The following is a 24,534-nucleotide window of genomic DNA, read 5'->3' as shown; positions in this document are numbered from 1 at the left end:
CAAAGGTGGGAAGAGCCTTGGATGGGGCGCGCAAGAACGCTCCGATGCGACTGCTCATGGGGTTTCCTGTGCAATGTTGACGGGCATCTGCAATCTGATGGTCGTGCCATTACCGGGAGAGCTGATGATGCTCACCTTGCCCCCCAGCATGAGCCCTCGCTCCTGCATACCCACCAGGCCGAATGTCTTCTTGCGCGGTGCTGTCGTATCGAATCCCTTGCCGTTGTCGGCAATTTCCAGCAGGTAGCTGCCGCTATTGCAGGAGAGGGAAATATCGACCCGGCTCGCGGCGGCATGGCGGGCGATGTTGGTGAGCGATTCCTGGACGACACGGAAGGCAGCCGTGGCGTGCTCGTCGTCGATCTGCAGGGGCTCCTTCGGAATTTCCAGATGGCACTCCAGGCCGGTGTGCTCGGTGAACTCCGTCACCAGCCATTCGAGGGCCAAGGGAAGCCCCATATTGAGCGCGGCCGGGCGTAGGCTGGAGGCGACGTTTCGGACGACACGGATGGTTTTGTCGACCAGAGTCATCAGGCCCTGGATGCGCTTTACCAGGAGCGGGTTGTTCTTGCCGAACTGGAAGCGCAGCAGGGAAATCCCCATACGCAATGCCGTCAGGTGCTGGCCCAATTCGTCGTGAATCTCCCGGGCGATGCGTTTGCGTTCTTCCTCGCGTGCGGTCTCGCGGCGGCGGGAGAGGTCCCGCAATCGTGCATGCGATTCTTCCAGGCTGCGCTCGGCGGCACGGATTGCCGAAATATCACGGCCGATCGCCAGGATGGACGTAACGGAGCCGTTGCGATCGCACTCTGGAACGAGCCGCACGTGCTGGACGATGGGGTGCTGCTGCTCGTTATGCAACCCGTCGAACAACAGCTCAGCCTCTGCGGGAATGCCGCTGCTGGCTACCCTCATGATTTCGTCCGACATCTGCGAGCTTGTGACGAAAGTATCTGGAATGGCATTGAGGCGTTTGCCGCGCAGGTCGGCGAGTGTGACTCCGAGCAGGTTTTCGAAGGCCGGATTGGCATAGAGGCAGCGCGCCTTCGTGTCATAGCGGGAAATGAAATCGGGGGCGTTCTCGACCAGTGCACGGAACTCCTCCTCGCGTCGGTGAAGGATCTGTTCCGCACGCTTGCGTTCGGTGATGTCCCGGGCGATACCGATGACCCGGTATACATGGCCGGACTCATGGTGCAGCGGGATCAGCGTCAGGTGAAAATCGCGCGTTCCAATGGGCAGGTGCAGCCGTATCTCTTCATCAATGGGCGTACCCGTTTTCAGGCAGGTGTGGTACTTGGCGATTGCTCGTTGTGCCAGTTGGCCCGGGAGCGCCTCTTCCAAGGTCTGGCCGATCAGACCGGCATGGGGAATACCGAGGAGCTTCGCTCCGGCGGGGTTGACCTCGATGCTGCGAAACTCGCCGCCCTGCGTCACTTCCAGCAGGAAGAGGGCGTCCATGGAGTTGTCGAATATTTCCCGGTAGCGTTGCTCGCTCTCTTTCAGCCGGGTCTCGTCCCGCTTGCGCTGGATTGCGATGGCCGCCAGGTGGGTGACCTGATGCACCTGCCGCAGGTCTTCTTCGGTCGGGCGACCCGGTTTCGGGAGGTAGATGCAGAAGGTGCCCAGTACCTCGCCCGATGAGTCGAGAATGGGCTCTGACCAGCAGGCCATCAGGCCGGCATCGACGGCCGAGGGGCTGAAAGTGCGCCAATTGGGATCGGCGCTGATGTCCTCCGTGATCACGGTTTCCTTGCGCCAGGCGCAGGTTCCACAGGTGCCGATGCCCTCACCGATTGGCACCCTGCCGAGCTTGCTGTTGTAACTCTCGGGCAGGCTGGGTGCTGCGCCGAAGACAAGGTGCTTCTTGTCGTCGTCCATGAGCATGATCGCGGCCAGGAAATCGGGCCGGGTTTTTTCCATGTATTCGGCGACCAGGGTGAGCACTTCCGGTAGGGAACCACCATGAGCGAGGTGCTCGAAAATCCGCAGCCGCGCCTCTTCCTGGCGCTCATGTTTCTTCATGGCGGTGACGTTGTAGCATTTGGCGAGGACGCTCACGATCTCGCCGTTCAGGCCTTTTTCCGCGACGAACTGAGTGGCGTAACTGATGATTTCGCCGGTCTCGATGGACGGCCATTCGATGATCGCTTCGGCGGGCTGGCCGGTTTGCAGGACGCCGGTAAGGATCGCCTTGTAGGTTTCGATCGGTGTAATGGCGCCCCAGCCCACCTCGACCGGTGCATGCATGGTCTTCTCACGCGACACACCGAGTTCCCGTTCATGCGTCTTGTTGACATAAATGCGGCGAAGGTCGCGATCGTAACGGACGATGATATGGGGGGAATTCTCAGCCAGCGTGCGGAACTGCTGTTCCCTGGCTCGGAGCAGTTCCTCCATATGCTTGCTTTCGGTGATGTCGCGGCTGACACCGACGACTCGGTAGATCCGGCCGTGTTCGTCCCGTACCGGAATCATCGTGCCCGCTATGGTGCGCGGGCCGGCACCCAGCATCAGTTCGGATTCCCACTCCACACTGGCGCCGCTGCGCAAGGCACGGCGGAGTTCGCCAAGAACGAAGCTCGAGGTGGATTCCTCCGCGAACTCACCCAGGAATCTGCCGATGAGCTGGCTGCGGGGCCAGCCGGAAACCCGCTCGAAGGCGGCGTTGATTTCCAGGTAACGGAATCGCTCGTCCTCTGTCACCTCCAGCAGATATAGGCAGTCCGAGGAGTTCTCGAAGACTTCGCGATAGTGGCGTTCGCGCTCCTGGCGTTCCGCTTCCAGGCGCTTCCTTCGCGAAATGTCCCTGGCCAGCGCCAGGTTGTATTCCTTACCGTTGAACGTGAAGTAACTGACGGTGACTTCAACGGGAAAGATATCGCCGGCGCGAGTCCTGTGGACCGTTTCGAAGGTGCCGGTGCCGTCCTCGCGAATGGCTATCAGCTTTTCGATGGCCGCCGTGAGCGAATAGTCAGGCGCGATGTCCGGTATGGACATGCCCAGCAGATCCTTCTCGCTATAACCCAGGCTGCGGCAGGCTTCGTGATTCACGTAATGGAAGCGGGCTTGCATATCGAGCACATAGGCGGCTTCATGCACGTGGTCGAGGGCAAAATCCAGCAGGGCGAGACGTTCCTGGGCGGCCTTGTCCTGGGTGATGTCCTCGAAGAAGGAAACGTAGTAGGGCGGGGTATCGTGCGGTGAAGTCACGACGTTGGCCGCCAGGCGCACCCAGACGAAGTGGCCGTCCCGATGACGGTAGCGCTTCTCGATATGCTGTGGAAGAGAGGCTTCGTTCGCGATCTGGCGCAACAGTTCGCGGCCCTTGTCCTGATCGTCGGGGTGCGTCAGAGCCTGCGAAGTCGTCTGCAGCAACTCCGCTTCCGTGTAGCCGAGCATGTCGCAGAGGGTGCGATTGGCACTGAGCCAGCGGCCCTCCATGGAGAGCAGGGCCATACCGATACCGGCGCACTCGAATGCCTTGCGAAAGCGTTCCTCGCTCTCCCGCAGGGCCTGCTCGATCTGCTTACGCTCGGTGACATCATGCAGGAAGCCGTACCAGATGATGCTGCCATCGCTCTCGATCGTGGGTTGGGAGCGCCCTTCGATCCAGACGATACCCCGCTCGGGGTGACGAATTCGGTACTCGCAGCGCCAGGGTTCGAGCGTACGGGCCGACTCGGCGATGGTCGCCATGACCCGCTCGTAATCGCCGGGATGGATCTGCTTGAAGAGAGGGGAGACGTCATCCACCAGTTCGGCGGGGTTCAGGCCGAAGAGCTTTTCGTATCCCCGGGTCGACCAGGACGGAACGCTATGCCGGCCGTCGGCCCCCTGGCGGTAGATGCCGATGACGCCCGGGGCGGTTTCCGTCACCTTTTCCAGCCATTGGTTCTGCTCGAGGCGCTCCCGCAGGCGCTGGGCCTCCGCCTTGCGGCGTTCGGTCGTTTCGGTGATTTCCAGGACGATGTGTCGCACCTGCCCGTCGTGGCGCTGGAAACTGAGGTGGGTCAGGCCGCGAAGAGTCCGCCCTTGCTTGTCCAGGTAGTTGGATTCCACCTGGATACGTGTGGCCCCGTTACGCAGCGCCTGCTCCCATTCCTTATGGAACGCCTCGACATCCTCTGGCGCCAGCAGGTCCTGGATATTCCGTCCGGCCAGTTCGGTTTCGGAAAAGCCGGTGATGGCACAGAGAGCCGGGTTCGCCCGGACGAACGAGCCATTCCCGGCGAGGAGGGCAACCCCCGTGGACATCCCCACCAGGGCGTCCTGAAGCCATTCGGAGCCTTGCATGGCTTGTGCTACTTCGTTCGTTACTCCGGACGACATGCTGTTGGTCCTCACTGTTCCGCGGAGTCCGTTCCGCAGGCTGCCTCAGGGTTGCTCGTCTCGTTTGCCGGGGCGCTAGACTCAGCCTAGCCGTTCGATGTCATTCACTCCGCCGCTTCGCTCAGGGAACTCGCGAAACCTGCGTTCCCTCCGCGGAGCTTGCGAAGATGAAGGCATCACGTTGCGGCAACTGCTTGGGTAGCCGGGCCATCGCCAGGCGCGCCTTGGTCGAATCGTCATAGTCACCGTACAACAACACGAACCAGGGCTCGTTGTCCCGTTTCGTTTCCTGTATCCGCAAGGGTTCGCCAGGGTGCTGCTGGAGAACCGCCTGCATGAAGGGCAGGCTGCTGCCGCCGACCAATTGAATCGCATAACGCTGTGGCTTTTCCGCTTCGCGGGGGGGCTGAGGCGGCGTAGCCGTTGGCATCGGGGCTGCGTCTTCGCCACCTTTCCCGTTCCCGAGCTGTTTCGGGTCGACCGGCTTGGGTGTCTCCAGCAGAGTGGTGACCGGCGCTGGCGAGGGAATGGCTGCCTCCGGAGCGGGCTCGCTCTGTGGCTGAGGCGCAGTGTGGGGGCGCAGGTCGATTTCCACGCCTGGCGACTGGGAGCGATCGAACAGCCGTTGCGGCTCCACCGGGAGGGTATTCGCCGCTTCGGCACTCGCCTGGCTCAGCAGGCGCATGTCGCTGTACTTGCGGCCGCTGAGAGCGTTCAGGCCTGCCGAGTCGCGGACCACGGTGGGGTGCAGGAATACCATCAGGTTGCGCTTGACGTGGCTGTCCTGGGTGGAGCGGAACAGCCGCCCGAGCAGCGGAATGTCACCCAGCAGGGGAACCTTGGAATTGCTGTGGGTGATGTCGTCCTGGATCAGTCCGCCGAGTACGATGACCTGGCCATCGTCGGCCAGGATGGTGCTCTTGATCGAGCGCTTGTTGGTCACCAGGTCGACTGCCTGGGCAGACAGCGATGCACTGGGTGCGATGGAGGAAATCTCCTGCTCGATCTCCAGGCGCAGCGTGGCGCCCTCGTTGAGGTGAGGCGTGACCTTGAGTGTCACGCCGATGTCCTTGCGCTCGATGGTGGTGAACGGGTTGCTGGCGCCGTCGCTGGTGGTGGCGTAGGAGCCGGTCTGGAACGGCACGTTCTGGCCCACCAGGATTTCGGCCTTCTGGTTGTCCAGGGTCAACAGGGTCGGGGTGGAGAGCAGGTTGCTCTTGCTGTTCGAGGACAGCGCGGTGATCAGGGCACCGAAATTGCTGGTACCGACACCGACGATGGCGCCATTGGGCAGGCTGGTCGGTACCTGGTTGTTGGCGATGGCACCGAGCAGCGTACCGACGGACAGGCCGGTATTGCTGAAGTTGACGCCGCCGATCCCCACAGTGCCCGAGCCACGTCCATCGCTGGCCCACTGCACGCCGAGGGCATCGCTGATGTCGCCCGACACCTCGACGATCGCCGCTTCGACCAATACTTGGGCGCGGGGCACATCAAGCTGGCGAACGATGTCCTCGAGCATGTTCACAGTATCCGGCTCGGCCAGGATGACCAAAGCGTTGAGGCTTTCGTCGGCACGGATCATCAGTTGCTGCGGTTTGCCGGAGCCGTCGCCGGTGCCGGTCTTCAAGGTCTCGCTGATTTGCCCGAGGGTCTCCGCCAGGGTCTTGGCATCGTTATGGCGAAGACGGATCACACGGGTATTGGCCGAGCGGGAGGAGGGGGTATCCAGCGATTGGGCGAGGTTCACCAGCTTCGCGCGGGCTTCCGCTGGGCCCATGAAGATCAGTCGATTGGTCCGTGTGTCGGCGATCACCTGGGTGCCGCCACCTTTCGCCTGGCCACCGCCGTTGATGGTGTTGTTGAGGATTTCCGCGGCATCGGTCACCCAGGCATGGCGCATGTCGTACACGGTGTAGTCGCGTTGGTTCGCCTGGTCCAGTTGGCGGACGATTTCTTCGATACGGGCGATGTTGGCCTTGCGGTCGCTGATGATCATCGCGTTGGCCGAGGTGACTGCCGCCAGGTGTCCGTACTGCGGGACCAGCGGACGGATCAGCGGAATCAGTTCGGCAACGGCGTTGTGCTGGACCTGAATCACTCGCGTTTCCAGGCTGTCCGCCCCGGAGAGGCCGCCCTTGGTGGCCTCGGCCTTGGCTTCGGCGTTCGGGATGATGCGGGCCTGGTCGCCTTGCGGCAGTACGGTATAGCCGTAGGTGGCCAGTACCGAGAGGAACAGTTGATAGACTTCGGGCAGGGTCAGGCTGGCATTCGATACCACCGTGACCTGGCCCTTGACCCGTGGATCGACAACGAAGGTCTCGCCAGTTATTTCAGCGATCTGACCGATGAAGTCGCGGATGTCCGCACCCTGGAGGTTGATGGTCCAGCGTTCTCCCTGCTGCTGGGCTGCCGGGGCGGCAGAAGATGTCGAGGCGGCATGCACCACGGGCGCGGCGATAAGACCGCTGGCGATGAGAAGGACGGTAAGGCGAAGAAAAGTGAATGGCATCGTCAGTCGTTGTCCGGCAGGTACTTCGTCGGGTGAGGCGGCAGTGCGGTTGCCGGGCTTTGTTCGCCGGGCTGTTCCGCGCGCAGAGGCTCGGTCGTCGTGACGGGGAGCGGCAGGGGCAGACCAGGAAATAGGGAGACGTGGGGAGTAGCGGCTCCCTCATTCGCCATGTCGGCAAACGATCGACGGGCTTGCCGTGCGTGATGCGAAGGAACTGCGGCCTTGCGGTTCGAGGTGGATAGCTGACGGTCCGAGTTGTCTGTGCAATGGAAAATTGCGGTCAAGTGTTCGCCGACTCAGTGATTGTTGGAATGATTGTCTGCTGGGCCATGCCTCGGCCAGGACCGTGACCGGGTAGGCCTGCCGCTGTCTCCATGTCGAGGACGGGCGAGGCTCGCACCTTCGCGATTGCTCTCGAAATATAGGTAGCGCCAAGGCACATGGCTATCAGGTTATCCCGGTTTTGGTTAGGACTTTGGTAGGGGGTGGGTAGGGATATCCTTAGTCGTACGCGAAGGCCCCTTGGATGACCGCTCATCGCTCGTCATGGAGCACGTCTGGCAGGGCGCTCGCATTCCGTTATCCCTGATCTTGTCCATGGCCCGGACAAACAAGAGAAGTTCGCTGTTGTTGCAGAACAGGAGGAAAGACCTGGGCTGAGGATTTCATGCGGTTCTGTCATGGGGATGAAAAAGACACCCGGCCACATGGTGGCCGGGTGTCGGGACTTCAGAGCGCGCTGACGCTGCTGGGTTTGACGTTGCAGGTTGCCGTTCCCCAGGCTGTTCCGTACTTGGGCGACTCTTTCTTATCGCGCTTTTGGACGCCCTCGTACTCTTCGCAGACCGGCACGGACGCAGAGCTGTCATGCTTGTACTGGGAGCTCGTATCGGTTGCCATCAGTAGGCCTAGAACCGGCGGAGTGTACTGGTAGCCTTTGATTTTCAGCTTGATGATCGAGACGACATCCTTGTAGTTGCGGTTAGCCCCGGCGATGGCCTTGATGCTGCCATTGACCTTCGCATTCTTGATCAGGAGATTGCGGGGGCCGCCGTTCTTGTCACAGTTCCCGCAGGAGCGCCAGATTTTCCCGTTATCGCCGGAGGCGATAAAACCGCCTTCGATGATGGTGGAGCTGTTCAGCGAGTTGTGCTGGAAAATCTTGTCGGGCTTGCCGCCGTAGCCATTCTTCACATTGTTGGCGATGCCGCCGACGATGGACATGGAGCGGGCCTGCTTGAGGTTGGAGGCCGCATCCTCGCAGACATCTTCCCAGACGATGTTCTCGAGACGGCAGTCGCCGGCCACACAGTGGATACCGTCGGCACCGCCGCTGGCGGCAATGCGCAGGTTCTTAACGGTGGCGTTCTTCAAAGTAATGATGGGCTGCTGCTTGTCGCTGTCGCTGGGGCAACTGGTGCCCAGGGTAATGCCGCCACAATCGATGGTGGCGTTTTCTACCACGGCACCGGCGTAGCAGGCCGCATCGGCTTTCCTGACCGCCTTGGCCTGGGCAGCGGTAGAGGTGCCGGCGAGATTGGATTCGCTCGTGCTGCCGTCGGCGGAAACGAAGACGACCCAGTACCAGTAGTCCTGGTTCAGGTTGGCCGGGGTATCGATGAAGGTTCGTTCTTCGCAGTCGTCCAGGACGGCGACTTCGACCGCGTCGGATTTGTCCGCCTTGGTGCTGCGATAGACGACCTGGCGAACGAATTGCCCATCGGCCGACCAGCTCAGGTTCACCGAATCGACGCTCTTGAGCGTCATCAGCAACGCCCGCGAGCTGGAGGATGATGAGGGGGAGTACGGCGTGGGGGCGACTGTGTTCGTGATCGGTACCGGAGGGGTGATGATCAAGGTCGTCGTTTGTTGGGCATTTGTCGCACTGGCAGAGCTCGAAGCTGTCGACGTTGCAACAACCTTGGTGCTGGCGGAGTTGGACAGTTTCGACTTCTTGTTGGCGTCGATGACTTTCACCCAGTACCAGTACTGTTGGCTCAGGTCTGGTTTATCGGTATAGCTGCGCTTGTTGACGTCGAGTTTGGCGACGAGTTGGCGACCGCTGGAGCCGGATTTGGTGTTGCGGTAGATCTCCTGGGCGACGAACTCGCCGCTGGCCGTCCAGTTGAGGCTGACAGTCGATGCGCTTTGGGAAAGCTTCAGGGCCACCTTGGGAGCGGCGAACGAAAGCGATGTGCCAAGCAAATAGAGACAACAGCCGATCAATACCTTGTACTTCATAACTTCTCCAAAGGATTGAAAGTGAGGTGCTGCACTTGCTCGCTCTTGAAACTCCTTCCCTGGCTGTTGAGCGGAATTAAAAAAGGCCGCACGAAGCGGCCAAAGAGTAGAGGCTCACTCCTCTACGGGGACCTTTAGTCTACGGCAAGCAACTTTCGGTAACTTATGGCTATAAGAAATCAAGAACCGTTCTGCAGCTTTGCATTGTATTGATTGGTTGATCACGATTTTTGTTTGATCCAGTTCGTCGGGAAAAGGGCAGTCTGTGGCCAAGTTGGCTATTTCTATTTGAAGGAAGAGCGATTTCGGCTGTCCGTACGAACGGAAGAAATCTTGCACTCAGTCACGTAATGAAAAAAATCAGGCGGGCAGTGGAACCCGTGGTGAACCGAGGAACGAAAAACGCCGCAAGTGCCGGCGTTTTTCTTTAGGAGGTCATGACGCAGGGTTCAGGTTCAGTGGAAGCGATATTGGTATTGTTGGCCACTTCTTCTGGGGTGAACCGGTGTGGGCTCAACGTTTCGATCTCGACGTCGAAGCGCCGAAAAAAATGACCAATAAGCTGATCGCCTACGAGGAGGCATGGCGATCAGGGGATGTCGAAGCGAGGCTGGACTTGATCGAAGACGAGCTGACTCGCAGTTGCGCGCGCGTCGCCGATCTGACCGGCACCCGGCGCAGCCGCTTCGTCGCTGAGACCAAGGAGGAACTGCGGGCGGTGTGGAGTTTGCCAAGCGCTGGAAAAGTCGTCGAGCTCGAGCAAGTCCATCACGTGGTCTCCACCTTCTACGTCTTTGCTGCGTACAAGTTGGTGCTGATTGTCGATGGCGAGAAGGTCATCAGGGAGACGGCACTCCTTCTTCCCATTGGCCCCAACCGAAAATTCATCGGCGAGTTGAGCTACTCGTTCGAATCCACCCTGTAAGCCCTGCGCTCAGACTCTCCTGAGCATTGCGCTTCCTCGATGCGTCAGTATTTCCCGGCACTGGCCTGGGATGATGCATCAAGGAACAGAGATTCCAATCGGCGAAGCCTGGGCAGTCCCTACATCCCGAACGCTTCGTACGCCCACGGCGTTCTTACCGAATAGTTGCGTAAATCCGCTTGCCAATGATGACGAGTGCAAGCGAATTCTCAGGCTGCCATGTTTGTCTGCCTGACTCAGTACCCGCGGTGCGTCCAGATGTTCCCGTTTCATTCGTTAGCGATGATTGATGGTGCGAGATGGAGGGGTGCCTGAAGGATAATGTTCACGATTTTCTCGCTTCGATGAATTGCCGTGCATGGGCTAAGTGGACAGCAATGACGTAGCGGTTCCTTCTCTAGCCCTATCGCATAGAAAAGCGAACTATCGGATCGCTGAGGCAAACCAGTTTTGCAGCGGGTGGATACGCAGCGTGGTTTCCGGTGGATAGCGCGGACAGCCTTTGCCGGCTTTGGGAGAGGGCGGCTCGGTCAGCGCCAGCAGCCCCGCCCACGGCACAACCTGTTCGTTTCAGGCGTCTTCCGCGCTTCTTTCCTGACGGGTCACCTGTTGGCAGATTTCGATGATCTGCTCGCGCATCCAGCGGTTGGCCGGGTCCTGGTCGGTGCTTTCGTGCCAATAGAGGTGTGTCTCCAGCGCGGGCACGTCCTTGACCGGCAGGTCGACGTAATGGAGGCCGTGGCGCCGCGCGAAGCGTTCCGGCACGGTCATGGCCATGTCGGTCTGCTGCATCACCAGCGAGGCCATCAGGTAATGCTGCGAGCGCAGGGCGATCCGGCGCTGGATACCCATCTTGCCCAAGGCCAGGTCGACGAAGCCCAGGCCGCTGCGCCGGCTAGAGATATGGATATGGGTCAGCGCCAGGTATTCGTCGAGGCTGAGTTTGTCCTTCGCCATCGGATGGCCCTTGCGCAAGGCGCAGACGTAGCGGTCTTCCAGCAGCTTGACGTGGCGGACCTGCGGGTCGGTATTGAGCGGGGCGTCGACGGCGAAGTCGAGGCGGCCGGCGGCCAGTTCCTTGGTGGTTTCCCGGCGCTTGGCGAGGAAGCTTTCGATCTGCACGGTCGGCGCCAGCCGGCGCAGGCGCTGGAACAGCGGCGGCAGCACCACGGCCTCGGTGAGATCGGTCATGCTGATGCGGTAGGTCTTGTTCGCCTGCTGAGGGTTGAAGGTGCGGCTTTCCTGGACCGAGACGCGCAGCAACTGCAGGGCGTTGCGCACCGGGCCGATGATGTTTTGCGCCATCGGGGTCGGCACCATGCCCTGGGCGGTGCGCACGAAGAGTGGGTCGTTGAAGGTTTCGCGCAGACGGGCGAGGGCGTTGGAAACCGCGGGTTGGGTGATGCCGACGATCTGCCCGGCACGGGTCAGGTTGGCCTCGGTATAGATGGCGTCGAACACGATGAAGAGGTTGAGGTCGACCTTGTTCAGGTTCATTCCGAGGCACTCCTGGTGTGGAAGGGAATCAGCGGGGCATATATCGGTTATGAATGTTTATACACGGTGAAAATAGGTTCGATAAATCTTAAACGCTGTTCTAGCATCCTTTCCAGACCTCATTCGTAGCCCGTCAGAAGGTAGCCCCCATGGATTTCGCCTATTCCCCCAAGGTCCAGGAACTGCGTGAACGCGTCACCGCGTTCATGGAGGCCCATGTCTATCCGGCCGAGCCGGTGTTCGATCAGCAGGTGGCCGAAGGCGACCGCTGGCAGCCGACCGCGATCATCGAAGAGCTGAAGGCCAAGGCCAAGGCCGAAGGCCTGTGGAACCTGTTCCTCCCCGAGTCCGAATACGGTGCCGGCCTGACCAACACCGAATATGCCCCGCTGGCCGAGATCATGGGCCGTTCGCTGATCGGTTCCGAGCCGTTCAACTGCTCCGCGCCGGACACCGGCAACATGGAGGTGCTGGTGCGCTACGGCTCCGAAGAGCAGAAGCGTACCTGGCTGGAACCCCTGCTGCGTGGCGAAATCCGTTCGGCGTTCGGCATGACCGAGCCGGGCGTCGCATCCTCCGATGCCACCAACATGGAAGCCCGCGCCGTACGCGAAGGCGACGAGTGGGTGATCAACGGCCGCAAATGGTGGACCTCCGGCGCCTGCGACCCGCGCTGCAAGATCATGATCTTCATGGGCCTGACCAACCCGGACGCCCCGCGCCACCAGCAGCATTCGATGATCCTGGTGCCGCTGGATACCCCCGGCGTGAAGGTCATCCGGCCGCTGCCGGTGTTCGGTTACGACGATGCGCCCCACGGCCATGCCGAAGTGCTGCTGGAGAACGTTCGCGTACCCTATGAGAACGTCATCCTCGGCGAAGGGCGCGGCTTCGAGATCGCCCAGGGCCGTCTCGGCCCGGGCCGTATCCACCACTGCATGCGCTCCATCGGCATGGCCGAGCGGGCCCTCGAATTGATGTGCAAGCGTGCCGTCAGCCGCACCGCCTTCGGCAAGCCGCTGGCCCGCCTGGGCGGCAACATCGATCACATCGCCAACTCGCGGATGGAGATCAACATGGCGCGCCTGCTGACGCTGAACGCGGCCTACATGATGGATACTGTCGGCAATAAGATCGCCGCCAGCGAGATCGCCCAGATCAAGGTGGTGGCGCCGAATGTCGCGCTGAAGGTGATCGACCGCGCCATCCAGATCCATGGCGGTGCCGGGGTCTCCAACGACTTCCCGCTGGCCTACTGGTACGCCATGCAGCGCACCCTGCGCCTGGCGGACGGTCCGGACGAGGTGCATCGCGCGGCGATCGGCAAGTTCGAGATCGGCAAGTACGTACCCAAGGACATGCTGCGCTCCAGCCGCTGACCAGGGACGCCCCTCCGTGACCGTCGCGGAGGGGCGGGCCTATATCCCGTACATATCCTCGAGATGCCGGCGATAACGCCGGTAAGCCGTTTCGTAGGCCCGGACGTTGCCGGTCAACGGACGCGTTGCCGTCGTTTCATCCAGCCTGACGCAACGCGCGCACAGCTCTTCCAGGGACGCCTCCGGTTCGCGCTGGCGGGCATGGCACCAGGCTGCCTGGATCGCCGCGCCCAATGCCGCTGCCTCGTTCTGTTCGGCACCGATCACCGGCATATCCATGCTGTCGGCAATCAACTGACGCCACACCGCGCTCTTCGCGCCGCCGCCGATCAGGCGGATGTTGTCGCTCCGTATGCCATTTTCCCGCAACAGATCGAGCCCGCGTCGCAAGCCGAAGGTGGTGCCTTCCAGCACGGCGCGGCACAGGTTGGCACGGGTCATGTTCGCGCTGGTCATGCCCAGCAGGTTGGCGCTGGCCTCGGGCAGCGGTGGCACCCGTTCGCCGTTGAAGAAGGGCAGCAGGGTTAGGCCTTCGGCACCGATGGGTGCCTGGGCGGCGAGCTGGGAAAAGCTGTCCAGATCGATGTTCAGCAGCTCGCGGACCAACGCGTTGGCGTTGGTCAGGTTCATGGTGCAGATCAGCGACAACCAGCCACCCGAGGATGCGCAGAACGAGGCGATCTCCGGTCGGCTGCCTATCCGTGGCCGGTCCGTCCAGGCGTAGAGGGTGCCGGACGTACCCAGGCTCATGGTGAGGATGCCGGGGCGGATATTGCCGGTGCCGATGGCGCCCATCATGTTGTCGCCGCCACCGCTGGACACCAGGACGTCGCCGGACAGGCCGAGCTGCCGGGCCACTTCCGGGCGCAGTGTGCCGACAGGTTCGTCGGCGGCCATTAATGTAGGCACCGCAGCAGCCAGGCGGCCGGTCGAGTCGATATGACGCAACAGTTCGACATCCCAGGTGCGTCCGCGCACATCGAAATAGCCGGTGCCGGAGGCATCGCCATGTTCGCTGCGATAACGGCCGGTCAGCCAATAGTTCAAATAGTCGTGGGGCAGCAGGATGTGGGCGATGCGCTCGAAAACGTGCGGATGCCGCTCGCGTGTCCAGAGCAGCTTGGACAGCGTATAGCCCGGCGCCAAGGCCACGCCCAGGCGGCGGAGCGAGCCTTCGACACCGCCCAGGTAGTCCAGCAACCGCTGGTTCTCCGCCTGGCTTTCCGTGTCGCACCAGAGCTTTGCCGGTCGCAGTACGTCACCCCGTTCATCCAGCAAGACCAGCCCATGCTGCTGGCCGGAGACCCCGATGCCCCGCACCTCATGACCATCCACCCCGGCTTTGTCCAGGACGGCCCGGCACGACTGGGCGAGGGCGGCCAGCCACTCCGACGGTTCCTGTTCGCGGCGGCCGTTCGGCCCTTCGATCAGCCGATGGGTCGCCGCGCCCTGGCCAAGCACCCGACCGCTGTGGGCGTCGAGCAGCAGGGCCTTGGTGCCCTGGGTGCCGCAATCGATGCCGAGGAAGAGGTCGCCGTGCCCGCTCATTGCGCCAGCAACCGTTCCAGCGTGCGGCTGACGCCGAGGGTTTTCAGACTGTGCAGGTTGCGTTCGAAGGCGTCGATGAACGCCGCCGAACGCGGGATCTTCGGTCCGAAGATTTGCTCCACGCCGAGCAGCCGGGCGCTGAGCCCTTCGTCATCGGCCACCAGCGCCTGGCAGAATTCCGCGTTCGGGTCGGGAATCCGGTAGCGTTCGCCACGTTCGTCGATGCCGCGCAGATACAACGCCCAGGCCGCGACCACCAGCGCCGCACGCTCCAGCGGACGTCCTTCGTCGATCAGCCGGTTGATGGTGGGGACGCTGAACTTGGAGAACTTCGACGAGCCGTCCGAGCAGACCCGTTCCAGTTGGTCGGCGATGGCGCGGTTGGAGAAGCGCTCGATCAGGGTGCGTTTGTAGGCGTCGAGGTCGATGCCGGGGACGGGCGCCAATTGCGGGGTTACGTCCTTGTCCATCCAGCCGCGGACGAAGTGCACGAACAACGGGTCCTGCATGGTCTCGTGGACGTAGCGGTAGCCACGCAGGAAGCCCAGGTAGGTGAGCGCCAGATGGCTGCCGTTGAGCAACTTGATCTTCATCTCTTCGTAGGGCGTGACATCGTCGATGAATTGCACCCCGACCTTTTCCCAAGCCGGCCGGCCGCTGACGAACTTGTCTTCCAGCACCCATTGCACGAAAGGCTCGCAGACCACCGGCCAGGCATCGTCGATGCCGTGCCGGTCATGCAGGTCGAGGCGGTGCCGAGTGCTGGTCATCGGCGTGATGCGGTCCACCATGGCGTTGGGGAAAGTCACGTGCCCGGCGATCCAGTCAGCTAATTCCGGATCGCGCAGCCGGGCGAAGGCCAGCAACGCCTTGCGCGTTACATCGCCGTTGTGCGGCAGGTTATCGCAGGACATCACTGTGAACGGCGGTGTACCGGCGGCGCGGCGACGGACGAGGCCGGCGGTGAGGAAGCCGAACAGGCTTTGCGGCGCATCGGGGTGGGCCAGGTCGTGCCGGATCTGCGGCAGTGCGGGGTTGAACTCCCCCGTGCCCTCGTCGATGCAATAACCGCCTTCGGTAACGGTGAGGGACACGATGCGTATCGCCGGATCGGCCAGTTTGTCGAGCAGTGCCTGGGGTGACTCCTCGGCCAGCAGCATGTCGTTGAGCGCACCGATTACCCGTACTTCGGTATCGGCAGTGTCGGCCAGCTCCACCAGGGTGAAGAGATAGTTCTGCTCGGCCAGCGCGTCGCGCATGGTGCGGTCTTCCTGGCGCAGCCCAGCACCGCAGATCGCCCAGTCGAGCGCTTCGCCGCGGTTCATCAGGGCATCGGTATACGCCGCCTGATGGGCGCGGTGGAAGCCGCCGACGCCGATATGGACGATGCCCTGGCGGAGCTGGGACAAATCGTAGGTTGGGCGGGCGACGCGGGGCGGCAAGTCGGAAAGGGTGTGCCGGTCGAGTTTCATGGATGTAAGGTCCTGGAGGCGGAAGTCGGTACGCGTCCTCCCAGCCTTCGACCGTGATTGGTGAAGACATTGGGGCCGAGCCCAGGGAGGACGCTGGTTTCAGGCGGCCTGGCGAACCGCGCGTGCGACGGCCAATCCATCCGCGTCGAACAGATGGCAATGGTCGAGGTCCAGCGTCAGGCCGATGCGCTCGCCATAGCCGCAGGTGAAGTCGCCGCGTACGCGCAGGGTGAGGTTTTCCTCCGAGTCGGTGCGCACGTGGCAATAGGTGTCGCTGCCCAGGCGCTCGCTGACGTCGGTGCCGACCATGAGCTGCGCCTGCTCCGGTGGCGCGCGGTGGAGATGTTCCGGGCGGATGCCGAGGGTCACCGGGCTGCCGACGTCCAGCGTTCCGGCTGCCGGCAACCGCAGGGTGCAACCGGCATCCAGGGCGACCTCGCAGCCATCGGCGTGCAGGGCGCTGACCCGGCCCCGGAGGAAGCCCATCTTCGGCGTGCCGAGGAAGCCGGCGACGAACAGGTTGGCCGGATGGTTGTACAACTCCAGCGGCGAGCCGACTTGTTCGATCCGTCCGCCATTGAGCACCACCACCTTGTCGGCCAGGGTCATGGCTTCGACCTGATCGTGGGTCACGTAGATCATCGTGGCCTGCAATTCCTTGTGCAGACGGGCCAGCTCCAGGCGCATCTGCACGCGCAGGGCGGCATCGAGGTTGGACAGCGGTTCGTCGAAGAGGAAAATCTTCGGGTTGCGCACGATGGCCCGCCCGATCGCCACGCGCTGGCGCTGGCCACCGGAAAGCTGACGCGGTTTGCGTTCGAGTAGGGGTTCCAGCTCGAGGATGCGCGCGGCTTCGCTGACCTTGCGCTCGACCTCCTGCTTGTCGGTGCCGGCCAGGTCGAGAGCGAAAGACATGTTCTTGCGCACCGTCATGTGCGGGTACAGCGCATAGGTCTGGAACACCATGGCCAGGTCGCGCCTGGCCGGGCTCTCATCGGTGATCTCGCGGCCGTCCAGTTCGATGCTGCCGCTGCTGACTTCCTCCAGCCCGGCAATCAGCCGCAGCAGGGTCGATTTTCCGCAGCCGGACGGGCCGACGAAGACGACGAATTCGCGATTGCGGATATCCAGGTCGATGCCCTGGATGATGGCGTGGCCATCGAAGCCTTTTTGCAGGTTGCGAATCTTCAGGTCTGCCATGGGAATTACCTTTTATTTGACGGCGCCGAAGGAGAGGCCGCGCACCAGTTGCTTCTGGCTGATCCAGCCGAAGATCAGAATGGGCGCGCAGGCAAGGGTGGAAACCGCGGAGAGCTTGGCCCAGAACAGCCCTTCCGGGCTCGAGTAGGAGGCGATCAGCGCGGTCAGCGGCGCGGCTTTCGCCGAGGTCAGGTTGAGTGACCAGAACGCCTCGTTCCAGCACAGGATCAACGACAGCAGCACGGTGGAGGCGATGCCGCCCTTGCTGATCGGCAGCAGCACCCGGACGATCTCCTGCAGGGTACCGGCGCCGTCCATGCGCGAGGCTTCGAGGATTTCCCGGGGGATATCCTTGAAGTAGGTGTACACCATCCAGACCATGATCGGCATGTTGATCAGGGTGTAGATCAGCACCAGCACCAGCCGCGTATCCAGCAGACCGAGGGATTTGGCCAGCAGGTAGATGGGCACCAGCACGCCGACCGCCGGGAGCATCTTGGTGGACAGCATCCACAGCAGCGTGCCGCGGGTCCGGCGGGTTTCGAAGAAGGCCATGGAGTAGGCCGCCGGGATGGCGAACAACAGCCCCAGGCCGGTGGCGCCGAAGGCGATGGTTACCGAGTTCCAGGCGTACTTGAAGTAGCCGCTGCGTTCCTGGATGTGCAGGTAGTTGTCCAGCGTCGGCACGAAGAAGAACTGTGGCGGTGTGGCGAAGGCGTCGATCTCGGTCTTGAAGCTGGTCAGCAGCATCCAGAAGATCGGGAAGAACAGCAGCAGCGCCACACTCCAGGCCGCCAGCCCGACCAGCCAGGTAGTGAGACGGCGGGATTGCTTGAGGGTCAGCATCGGTCGCTCCTCAGGACTTGTCGGTGAGGTTCTTGCCGAGCATGCGCACCAGCATGATCGCGGCGACGTTGGCGATGAGCACGGCGATCAGCCCGCCCGCCGAGGCCATGCCGACGTCGAACTGCAGCAGCGCCTGGTTGTAGATCAGGTAGGCCAGGTTGGTGGACGCATAGCCGGGGCCGCCGCTGGTGGTGGTGTAGATTTCGGCGAACACCGAGAGCAGGAAGATCGTCTCGATCATCACCACCACGGCGATCGGCCGCGCCAGGTGCGGCAGGGTCAGGTGCCAGAAGATCGCCAGCGGGCCGGCGCCGTCGAGGCGGGCGGCTTCCTTCTGCTCCTGGTCGAGCGACTGCATGGCGGTCATCAGGATCAGGATGGCGAACGGCAGCCACTGCCAGGACACGATGATCACGATGGACAGCAGCGGATGCTGGGCCAACCAGTCCACCGGCTGCGCGCCGAAGAGTTTCCAGAGCGCCGCGAGGATGCCCGAGACTGGATGGAAGATCAGGTTCTTCCAGACCAGCGCCGAGACCGTCGGCATGATGAAGAACGGCGAGATCAGCAGTACCCGGACGATCCCGCGCCCGGCGAAGTCGGCGGCTTCCAGCAGCGCCGAGATGAGCACGCCGAACACCACGCTGATCGCCAGTACGCTGCCGACCAGGATCAGCGTGTTGATGGCGCCGGGCATGAAGCCGGCGTCGGTGATGAAGAACTCGAAGTTCTCCAGGCCGACGAAGGCGTTCTCGCCCGGATAGAGCAGGTTGTAGCGGATCAGCGAGAAGTACAGGGTCATGCCCAGCGGCACGGTCATCCACAGCAGCAGGACGGCGACCGACGGGCTGACCAGCAGCCAGCCGGGCGAGCGCTGGCGCCGGGGTGCGGCTGCCGGCAGCGCGGGCAGGGTGGTGGCGGATTTCATCACAGAGGTGTTCATGGCGTTCGCTCCGAGGATGCGGCGGCGGGCGGACCCGCCACCGGGCCTACTTCGGATAACCGGCGCGTTTCATCTCGCGGGCCGTGGATTGCTGCGCGGCGGCTAGCACCTGCTCCACCGGCATCTGCCCGGTGAGGGCGGCGGAGAACAGCTTGCCGACCTGGGTGCCGATGGCCTGGAACTCGGGAATAGTGACCAACTGGATGCCGACGTAGGGCACCGGCTTCAGGGTCGGGTTGGCCGGGTCCGCCTTCTTCAAGGCTTCCAGGGTCAGCTTCGCGAACGGCGCGGCCTGCATATAGGCGGCGCTGTAGGTGGAGGCGCGGGTGCCCGGTGGCACGTTGGCGACGCCGTCGGTCTTCGCCACCAGGGCGGCGTAATCCTTCGAAGTGGCCCAGGTGATGAAGGTCTTCGCCGCGTCCTGGGCCTTGGAACTGGTGGGGATCGCCAGCGCCCAGGAATACATCCAGGCCGCACCCTTGTCGGTGACCTGCTGTGGGGCGAAGGCAAAGCCGACCTTGTCGGCCACTTTGCTCTGCGAGGCATCGGTGACGAAGGAGCCGGCCACGCTGGCATCGACCCACATGGCGCACTTGCCGCTGTTGAACAGCGCGAGGTTTTCGTTGAAACCGTTGCTGGAGGCGCCGGGCGGGCCGTACTGCTTCATCGTGTCGACATAAAAGTTCAGCGCCTGGGACCATTCGGGGCCGGTGAATTCCGGCTGCCATTTCTCGTCGAACCAGCGTGCGCCGTAGGCGTTCGCCAGGGTGGTGATCAGCGCCATGTTCTCGCCCCAGCCGGCCTTGCCGCGCAGGCAGATGCCGTACTGCTCCTCGGCAGGCTTGTGCAGCTTGGCGGCGAACCCGGCCACCTGCTTCCAGGTCGGCTGCTCGGGCATCTTCAGGCCGGCCTGCTCGAACAGATCGGTACGGTAGTAGGTGAGCGAGCTTTCGGCATAGAACGGCAGGGCGTAAAGCGTGCCGTTGGCCGACAGTCCCTCGCGAACGGAGGGGAACACATCGTCGAGATCGTAATCGGCGGGCAGGTTCTTCATCGGCTCCAACCAGCCCTTGCTGCCCCACAGGGACGCTTCGTACATGCCGATGGTGAGTACGTCGAACTGCCCGCCCTGGGTGGCGATGTCGGTGGTCAGTCGCTGGCGCAGCACGTTCTCTTCCAGCACCACCCAGTTGAGGGCGATGTCCGGGTGCTGCTGCTCGAAGGTCTTCGACAGCCGCTGCATGCGGATCATGTCGCTGTTGTTGACGGTGGCGATGGTGACGGTCTGGGCCGCCAGGGCGAGATTGCCGAGGGTGAGGCTGGCGGCGGCGAGCAGAGCTTTCGCGGGATTCATTTCGCACTCCTGTTCCGCCGCACGCGGCAGCAGAAACTCGTTATTGTTTTTGTCCTTCCCGCCTTGGCGAACCAGAAAACGGGGAAGAGTGTCGGGAGGCATTACACGCCCCTGGCGGAGCCCGGACAAAGCCTTGGCCGCACCTCGATCGATACTTTTTTGCACTCATGGGCCTGAGGTTGGAGTGCGGGCAAAACGATTCAGCAGCGGGGAATCGCCCATGCCAGAGCGATAGCGGCAATCGAGTGGAGGCCGCGAATAGTACCGGTCTGCCTGGGGCGGGAGGTCAGGCGAGGTTCTGTTCGGTGAGCCGCTGCACCACCAGCCGTCGGTAACGGGAAGGCGTCATGCCCTTGAGCTGCTGGAAGCGCCGGTTGAAGTTGGACAGGTTGTTGAAGCCGGACTCGAAACAGACGTCGGTGACCGGCTTGTCGCTGTCCGCCAGCAGCTCGCAGGACTTGCTGATGCGCAGGCTGTTGACGAATTCGACGAAGCCGCGCCCGGTGGCCTGCTTGAAGAAGCGCGAGAAATAGGTGGGCTTCATGGCCAGGTGCTCGGCCACTTCCTCCAGCGGCAGCTCGCGCATGTAATGCGTGAAGATGTAGTTCACCGCCAGGTTGGTGCGGTCGACGTGATTGTCGTCGCCGAGCTGCGCCGACGTGGAGCCGGAGAGCAACTGGTAGTCGTCGGTGGCCGCCAGCAACCCCAGCAGGGTGAGGAAATGGCCGAGGCGGGGGATGCCGTCGCTGTCGGCGATCAACTGCATCAGCACCTTGGCCTGGCGGATCGTCTGCGGGTCATGGAACTGGATGCCATAGCGCGCCCGCTCGAACAGCGGCGCCAGACCCTTGAGTTCGGAGAACACCGTGGTGGCGGCATCGAACAGCTCGTCGGTGAAATTCACCAGCATGTCGCGCTTGGGCACCACCTCGCCCTCGTCGACCTGGCTGATCCAGTTGTGCGGCAGGTGTGGGCCGGTGAGGAACAGCGTGTCCGGGCCGAAGTTGCCGATGTAGTCGCCGATGAACACCTTGCCGGAGCTGGCGACGATCAGGTGCAGTTCGTATTCCTTGTGGTTGTGCCAGCGCACCAGCGGACAGGGGAAGCCATGCTCGCGGTAGATCAGCGACTTCCCGTTGTGGTCGTCCATCAGCTCGTAGGACGGGTCTGTGATTCTGCTGGCTTTCATGTGCGGATTCGTATCGGCTGGATGCCGATTCTTATAGTTGTTTTGTCCGGTGACGCAAACCTCAATCCCGAATGTCCAGCTCCCGCCGATACGGCAGATCCGGGCCGGTGCGGGTGCAGGTGATGGCTGCGGCTTTCACGGCGAAGGCGAGCAAGGCCTCAAGATCGTCGCGCGACAGGTCGTCCAGCGCTTCCCGGGTATCGAATCCGCGCTCGGCCAGCCAGGCGAGCAGGGCGGCCTGGAAGCTATCGCCGGCCCCCACGCTATCGTGCACCTCCACAGGGGGTGCCGGTACGCACAGGCGGCCGTGCCGCTGGCTGAACACGCAGGCACCGTTGCCGCCGCGGGTCAGGAACACCAGCCGGCAGCCGCGTTCCAGCCAGCCGGCGGCGATTCGCTCGGCATCCTGATCCGGGTACAGCAGAGCCAGGTCTTCCTCGCTGACTTTGATCAGGTCGGCATGATCCACCAGCTCGTCGAGGCGCGTGAGCCAGCGCTGGATATCCGGCTCGACGTTCAGCCGCACGTTGGGGTCGAGGCTGATGAGCCGCCGACCGCTTTCGCGGCGGACCAGGGCGAGCAGGGTATCGGCAGTGGGCTGCACCACCAGGGAGTAGGAGCCGAGATGGATACCGCGAATGCCGTTGTCCAGCGTCGGCAGGTGTTCCGGGCCGAGCAACCGGTCGGCGCAACCTTCGCCGCGGAAGCTGTAATGCGGTGTGCCTTCGTCGTCCAGGGCGACCATCGCCAGTGTGGTGGGCGCGTCCAGCTCGACCAGGAATGCCGTGGCCACGCCTTCGTCGCCGAGCACGCGGCGCAAACGTTGGCCGAGATAGTCGCGCGACAGACCGGTGAACAACCCGGCCGCCGCGCCGAGCCGGCACAGGCCGAGGGCGACGTTGAACGGCGAGCCGCCGGCCACGGCATCGAGGGCAAGCCGGTTGCCGGCCGCACCGGAAGAGGATTCGGCAAAAACATCGAACAAGGCTTCGCCGCAGACCAGATACATAGGAAGGCTCCGGATGCGAGGGGTCGTTGGCTGCGAGCCTAGCGACGGGCAAGGGAAAACGACAATACGCGATGGCCTGGCAGCTGATACGAATTTGCACTGGCGGGGTTATTCGCGAGCAGCGTTCCCGCCAACGGAGGGCCGGGTTGGCTTATGTAGAGGCGAATTCATTCACCTGACCAAGCCTCGCCGGGCGAATGAATTCGCCCCTACGAACACGTCTGTGGGAGCGAACTCATTCGCGAATTTCGCTACAGGTGGCGTATTGCACCGAACTGCTCTGCGTAGGAGCCAGCTCTGCTGGCGAAGCGTTGTCAGTGAGGCTGCAATTCGGAGGGTTCTTCGGTGCGGGCCCGCTCTTGCAGCCAGAGCTTGCGCTGGCGCAACTGGGCGGCGAATTGGCGGGCGGCAAGTTCTTCGTCGAAGGTGATGCCACGGACACCCAGGCGCACCTGCCATTGCGGGCGTCCGCTGTGTTCAACCGGCTCGATCAACACGTCCATGCGTATGTTCCCTTGAGTGCGGGAGGTCCCAGACGAAGTAAAGCTCAAGGTTACGCCAAATGAGAAACGTTCGGAACCCGCCGGCGCTACCGATTCAGTAGACCCAGACTTCCACCCGACGGTTCTTCAACCGCCCTTCGTCGTCGTTGCCGGCCACCGACAGCTCGTCGCCGAGGCCGACGATGTCGCGGAAGATCACGCCGCCCTTGGCCAGTTCGCGGCGCACCGCCATGGCCCGCAGCTTGGACAGCAGCGCCGTGCGCGACGGGCTGCCCTTGGGATCGCCGAAACCGACCAGGACCACCGCATGCTGCAGCTTGTTCTGCGCCTTGAGGTAGTCGAGTACCCGCTCGACGTCACGCAGCGCCTTGTTGTCCAGGCTGGCGCTGTCTTCCTGAAAGCGGAAGTTCACCGACAGCCGTTGCGCCTCGCCGGCCAACTGCCGATAGGCGGCCGGCATCGCCTCGTTCGGCTCCACGCGCATGGCCGTGACGGTCTGGGCGATGAAGCCGTTCTGCCCGACGATCGCCTGGCCTCGCGGCCCCTGGGCGAAATGCACCAGGGCCTCGACCCAGGGATTGTTCGCCTGCGGTTGCCGATAGAAGAACAGCCGGCGCGACAGCGGATAATCCTCGGTAGCGATCAGCGCGGCATCCGGCTGCATCGGCAGCGAGTCGCCGGAAGAGATGGCCAGCGCCTTGGCGTGGCGGATGTAAGGCAGGCCGATGAAGCCGATGGCCGCCGGGTCCTGGCTGACCGCATCGGAGAGCTGCTCGCTGGATTCGAAGCGCTGGGGGCCAGCGGCCAGGCTCTTGCCCTGGCTGCCGAGCACCAGTTCCTTGAAGGTGTCGTATGTGCCGGACTTGTCGTCGCGGGCGTAGAGATGGATGGGGCCGCCGCGGCTGCCCAGCTCCTCCCAGGTCTTGGTTTCCCCGGAAAAGATGCGCGCCAGTTGCTCGATGCTGACGGCGTTCAGCGGATTGCCCGGGTGAAGGATGATGGCCAGCCCGTCCAGGGCGATCACCTGCTCGTTGTCGCGGCTGCGCATGTCGCCCAGCCCTGCCAGGGCCGCCGCTTCGCTGTCCTTGATCGGTCGCGACGAGGCGGCCAGGTCGGCGCTGCCGTCCTGCAAGGCGGTGAAGCCGGTGCCGGAGCCGTGTGCGGCGACCGCCACCTGGACGCTGCGGCCGTCGGCGCTACGGGCCACGACACGTTGCTCGTTCTCCGCGGAGCCGGCTTCGATGCGGATCTGTTGCAGCCCCTGTTCTTCCATCAGTCCTTTCACCAGCGCCGGGCCCAGCTTGGCGCCAATGGTATTGGAGCCCTGGATGCGCAGGACCGGCTGGTCGTCCTTCGGCAGGGGCAGGGCGGCGAAGACCGACCAGGGCAGGGCGTAGCAGACGAATCCGAGCAACAGCAGGGCGCCGGTACGGCTCCAGGTATCGCGTTCACGAACTGCGAGATCGCGCGACATGCGATGAGCACCTTCTAACGGAGGGAAAGTGCCGCGAGATTAAGTCGGATGGATGTCCGAAATATGACAGAAAGGCGAAGTGGCTCATGTTTGGCGAGAGGACTGGTCGG

16 protein-coding genes and 1 pseudogene are annotated in these 24,534 nt (G+C 62.9%); 2 read left to right on the top strand and 15 right to left on the bottom strand.

Annotation, left to right across the window (positions count from 1 at the left end; genetic code table 11):
- Positions 1-54: 54 nt before the first annotated feature.
- The 3 genes from PIN01S_RS08320 to PIN01S_RS08310 all read right to left on the bottom strand — a co-directional run bounded on the left by PIN01S_RS08320 (position 55) and on the right by PIN01S_RS08310 (position 9,085).
- Positions 55-4,257: a PAS domain S-box protein gene (locus PIN01S_RS08320; RefSeq protein ID WP_369690619.1), complete on the bottom strand. Its 4,203-nt coding sequence runs from the start codon at positions 4,255-4,257 to the stop codon at positions 55-57.
- Positions 4,258-4,453: 196 nt separating this feature from the next.
- Positions 4,454-6,844: a type II secretion system secretin GspD gene (gspD, locus tag PIN01S_RS08315; RefSeq protein WP_084335192.1), complete on the bottom strand. Its 2,391-nt coding sequence runs from the start codon at positions 6,842-6,844 to the stop codon at positions 4,454-4,456.
- A 729-nt stretch (positions 6,845-7,573) separates the two neighbouring features.
- Positions 7,574-9,085, bottom strand: coding sequence for a pectate lyase (locus tag PIN01S_RS08310; protein ID WP_090257175.1), 1,512 nt, complete (start codon positions 9,083-9,085; stop codon positions 7,574-7,576).
- A 505-nt stretch (positions 9,086-9,590) separates the two neighbouring features.
- On the opposite strand from PIN01S_RS08310, the gene PIN01S_RS08300 reads away from it, so the two are divergent.
- Complete coding sequence (locus tag PIN01S_RS08300; protein ID WP_139198553.1) at positions 9,591-10,010, top strand: hypothetical protein; 420 nt, start codon at positions 9,591-9,593, stop codon at positions 10,008-10,010.
- Positions 10,011-10,448: 438 nt separating this feature from the next.
- On the opposite strand, the pseudogene PIN01S_RS27570 reads toward PIN01S_RS08300, so the two are convergent.
- A pseudogene (locus tag PIN01S_RS27570) lies at positions 10,449-10,577 on the bottom strand (IS5/IS1182 family transposase); the annotation flags it as partial.
- Positions 10,578-10,580: 3 nt separating this feature from the next.
- The gene (locus tag PIN01S_RS08295) at positions 10,581-11,507 is read right to left on the bottom strand and encodes a LysR family transcriptional regulator (RefSeq protein WP_084335188.1); all 927 of its coding nucleotides are present in this window, start codon (positions 11,505-11,507) and stop codon (positions 10,581-10,583) included.
- Between the two features lie 149 nt (positions 11,508-11,656).
- Here PIN01S_RS08295 and PIN01S_RS08290 point away from each other — a divergent pair, with 149 nt between their 5' ends.
- Positions 11,657-12,886: an acyl-CoA dehydrogenase gene (locus PIN01S_RS08290; protein ID WP_084335187.1), complete on the top strand. Its 1,230-nt coding sequence runs from the start codon at positions 11,657-11,659 to the stop codon at positions 12,884-12,886.
- Positions 12,887-12,925: 39 nt separating this feature from the next.
- Here PIN01S_RS08290 and xylB read toward each other — a convergent pair whose 3' ends face one another.
- The 10 genes from xylB to PIN01S_RS08240 form a co-directional block, all read right to left on the bottom strand.
- On the bottom strand, positions 12,926-14,434 hold the full coding sequence (xylB, locus tag PIN01S_RS08285) for a xylulokinase (protein ID WP_084335186.1): 1,509 nt from the start codon (positions 14,432-14,434) through the stop codon (positions 12,926-12,928).
- On the bottom strand, positions 14,431-15,906 hold the full coding sequence (locus PIN01S_RS08280) for a mannitol dehydrogenase family protein (protein ID WP_084335185.1): 1,476 nt from the start codon (positions 15,904-15,906) through the stop codon (positions 14,431-14,433). Before PIN01S_RS08280 ends, xylB begins: the two co-directional genes overlap by 4 nt.
- Positions 15,907-16,005: 99 nt before the next feature.
- Positions 16,006-17,106, bottom strand: coding sequence for an ABC transporter ATP-binding protein (locus PIN01S_RS08275; RefSeq protein WP_084335184.1), 1,101 nt, complete (start codon positions 17,104-17,106; stop codon positions 16,006-16,008).
- 12 nt (positions 17,107-17,118) lie between these two features.
- Complete coding sequence (locus PIN01S_RS08270; protein ID WP_084335183.1) at positions 17,119-17,952, bottom strand: carbohydrate ABC transporter permease; 834 nt, start codon at positions 17,950-17,952, stop codon at positions 17,119-17,121.
- Positions 17,953-17,962: 10 nt separating this feature from the next.
- Entirely contained in the window at positions 17,963-18,880 is a 918-nt protein-coding gene (locus tag PIN01S_RS08265) for a carbohydrate ABC transporter permease (protein ID WP_425287678.1), read from the bottom strand.
- 61 nt (positions 18,881-18,941) lie between these two features.
- On the bottom strand, positions 18,942-20,249 hold the full coding sequence (locus tag PIN01S_RS08260; RefSeq protein WP_084335180.1) for an ABC transporter substrate-binding protein: 1,308 nt from the start codon (positions 20,247-20,249) through the stop codon (positions 18,942-18,944).
- A 286-nt stretch (positions 20,250-20,535) separates the two neighbouring features.
- Positions 20,536-21,438, bottom strand: coding sequence for a helix-turn-helix domain-containing protein (locus tag PIN01S_RS08255; protein ID WP_084335178.1), 903 nt, complete (start codon positions 21,436-21,438; stop codon positions 20,536-20,538).
- Between the two features lie 61 nt (positions 21,439-21,499).
- Positions 21,500-22,447: a carbohydrate kinase family protein gene (locus PIN01S_RS08250; protein ID WP_084335176.1), complete on the bottom strand. Its 948-nt coding sequence runs from the start codon at positions 22,445-22,447 to the stop codon at positions 21,500-21,502.
- 314 nt (positions 22,448-22,761) lie between these two features.
- Entirely contained in the window at positions 22,762-22,950 is a 189-nt protein-coding gene (locus PIN01S_RS08245) for a hypothetical protein (RefSeq protein ID WP_084335174.1), read from the bottom strand.
- A 94-nt stretch (positions 22,951-23,044) separates the two neighbouring features.
- Positions 23,045-24,424, bottom strand: coding sequence for a substrate-binding domain-containing protein (locus PIN01S_RS08240; RefSeq protein WP_084335172.1), 1,380 nt, complete (start codon positions 24,422-24,424; stop codon positions 23,045-23,047).
- Between the last annotated feature and the right edge of the window lie 110 nt (positions 24,425-24,534).

The sequence above is a fragment of the Pseudomonas indica NBRC 103045 genome, assembly GCF_002091635.1.
In the GTDB taxonomy this organism is placed as follows: Bacteria; Pseudomonadota; Gammaproteobacteria; order Pseudomonadales; family Pseudomonadaceae; genus Pseudomonas_M; species Pseudomonas_M indica.
The sequence above is the reverse complement of the archived record's forward strand: the minus strand, read 5'-3'. Positions and strand labels throughout refer to the sequence as shown.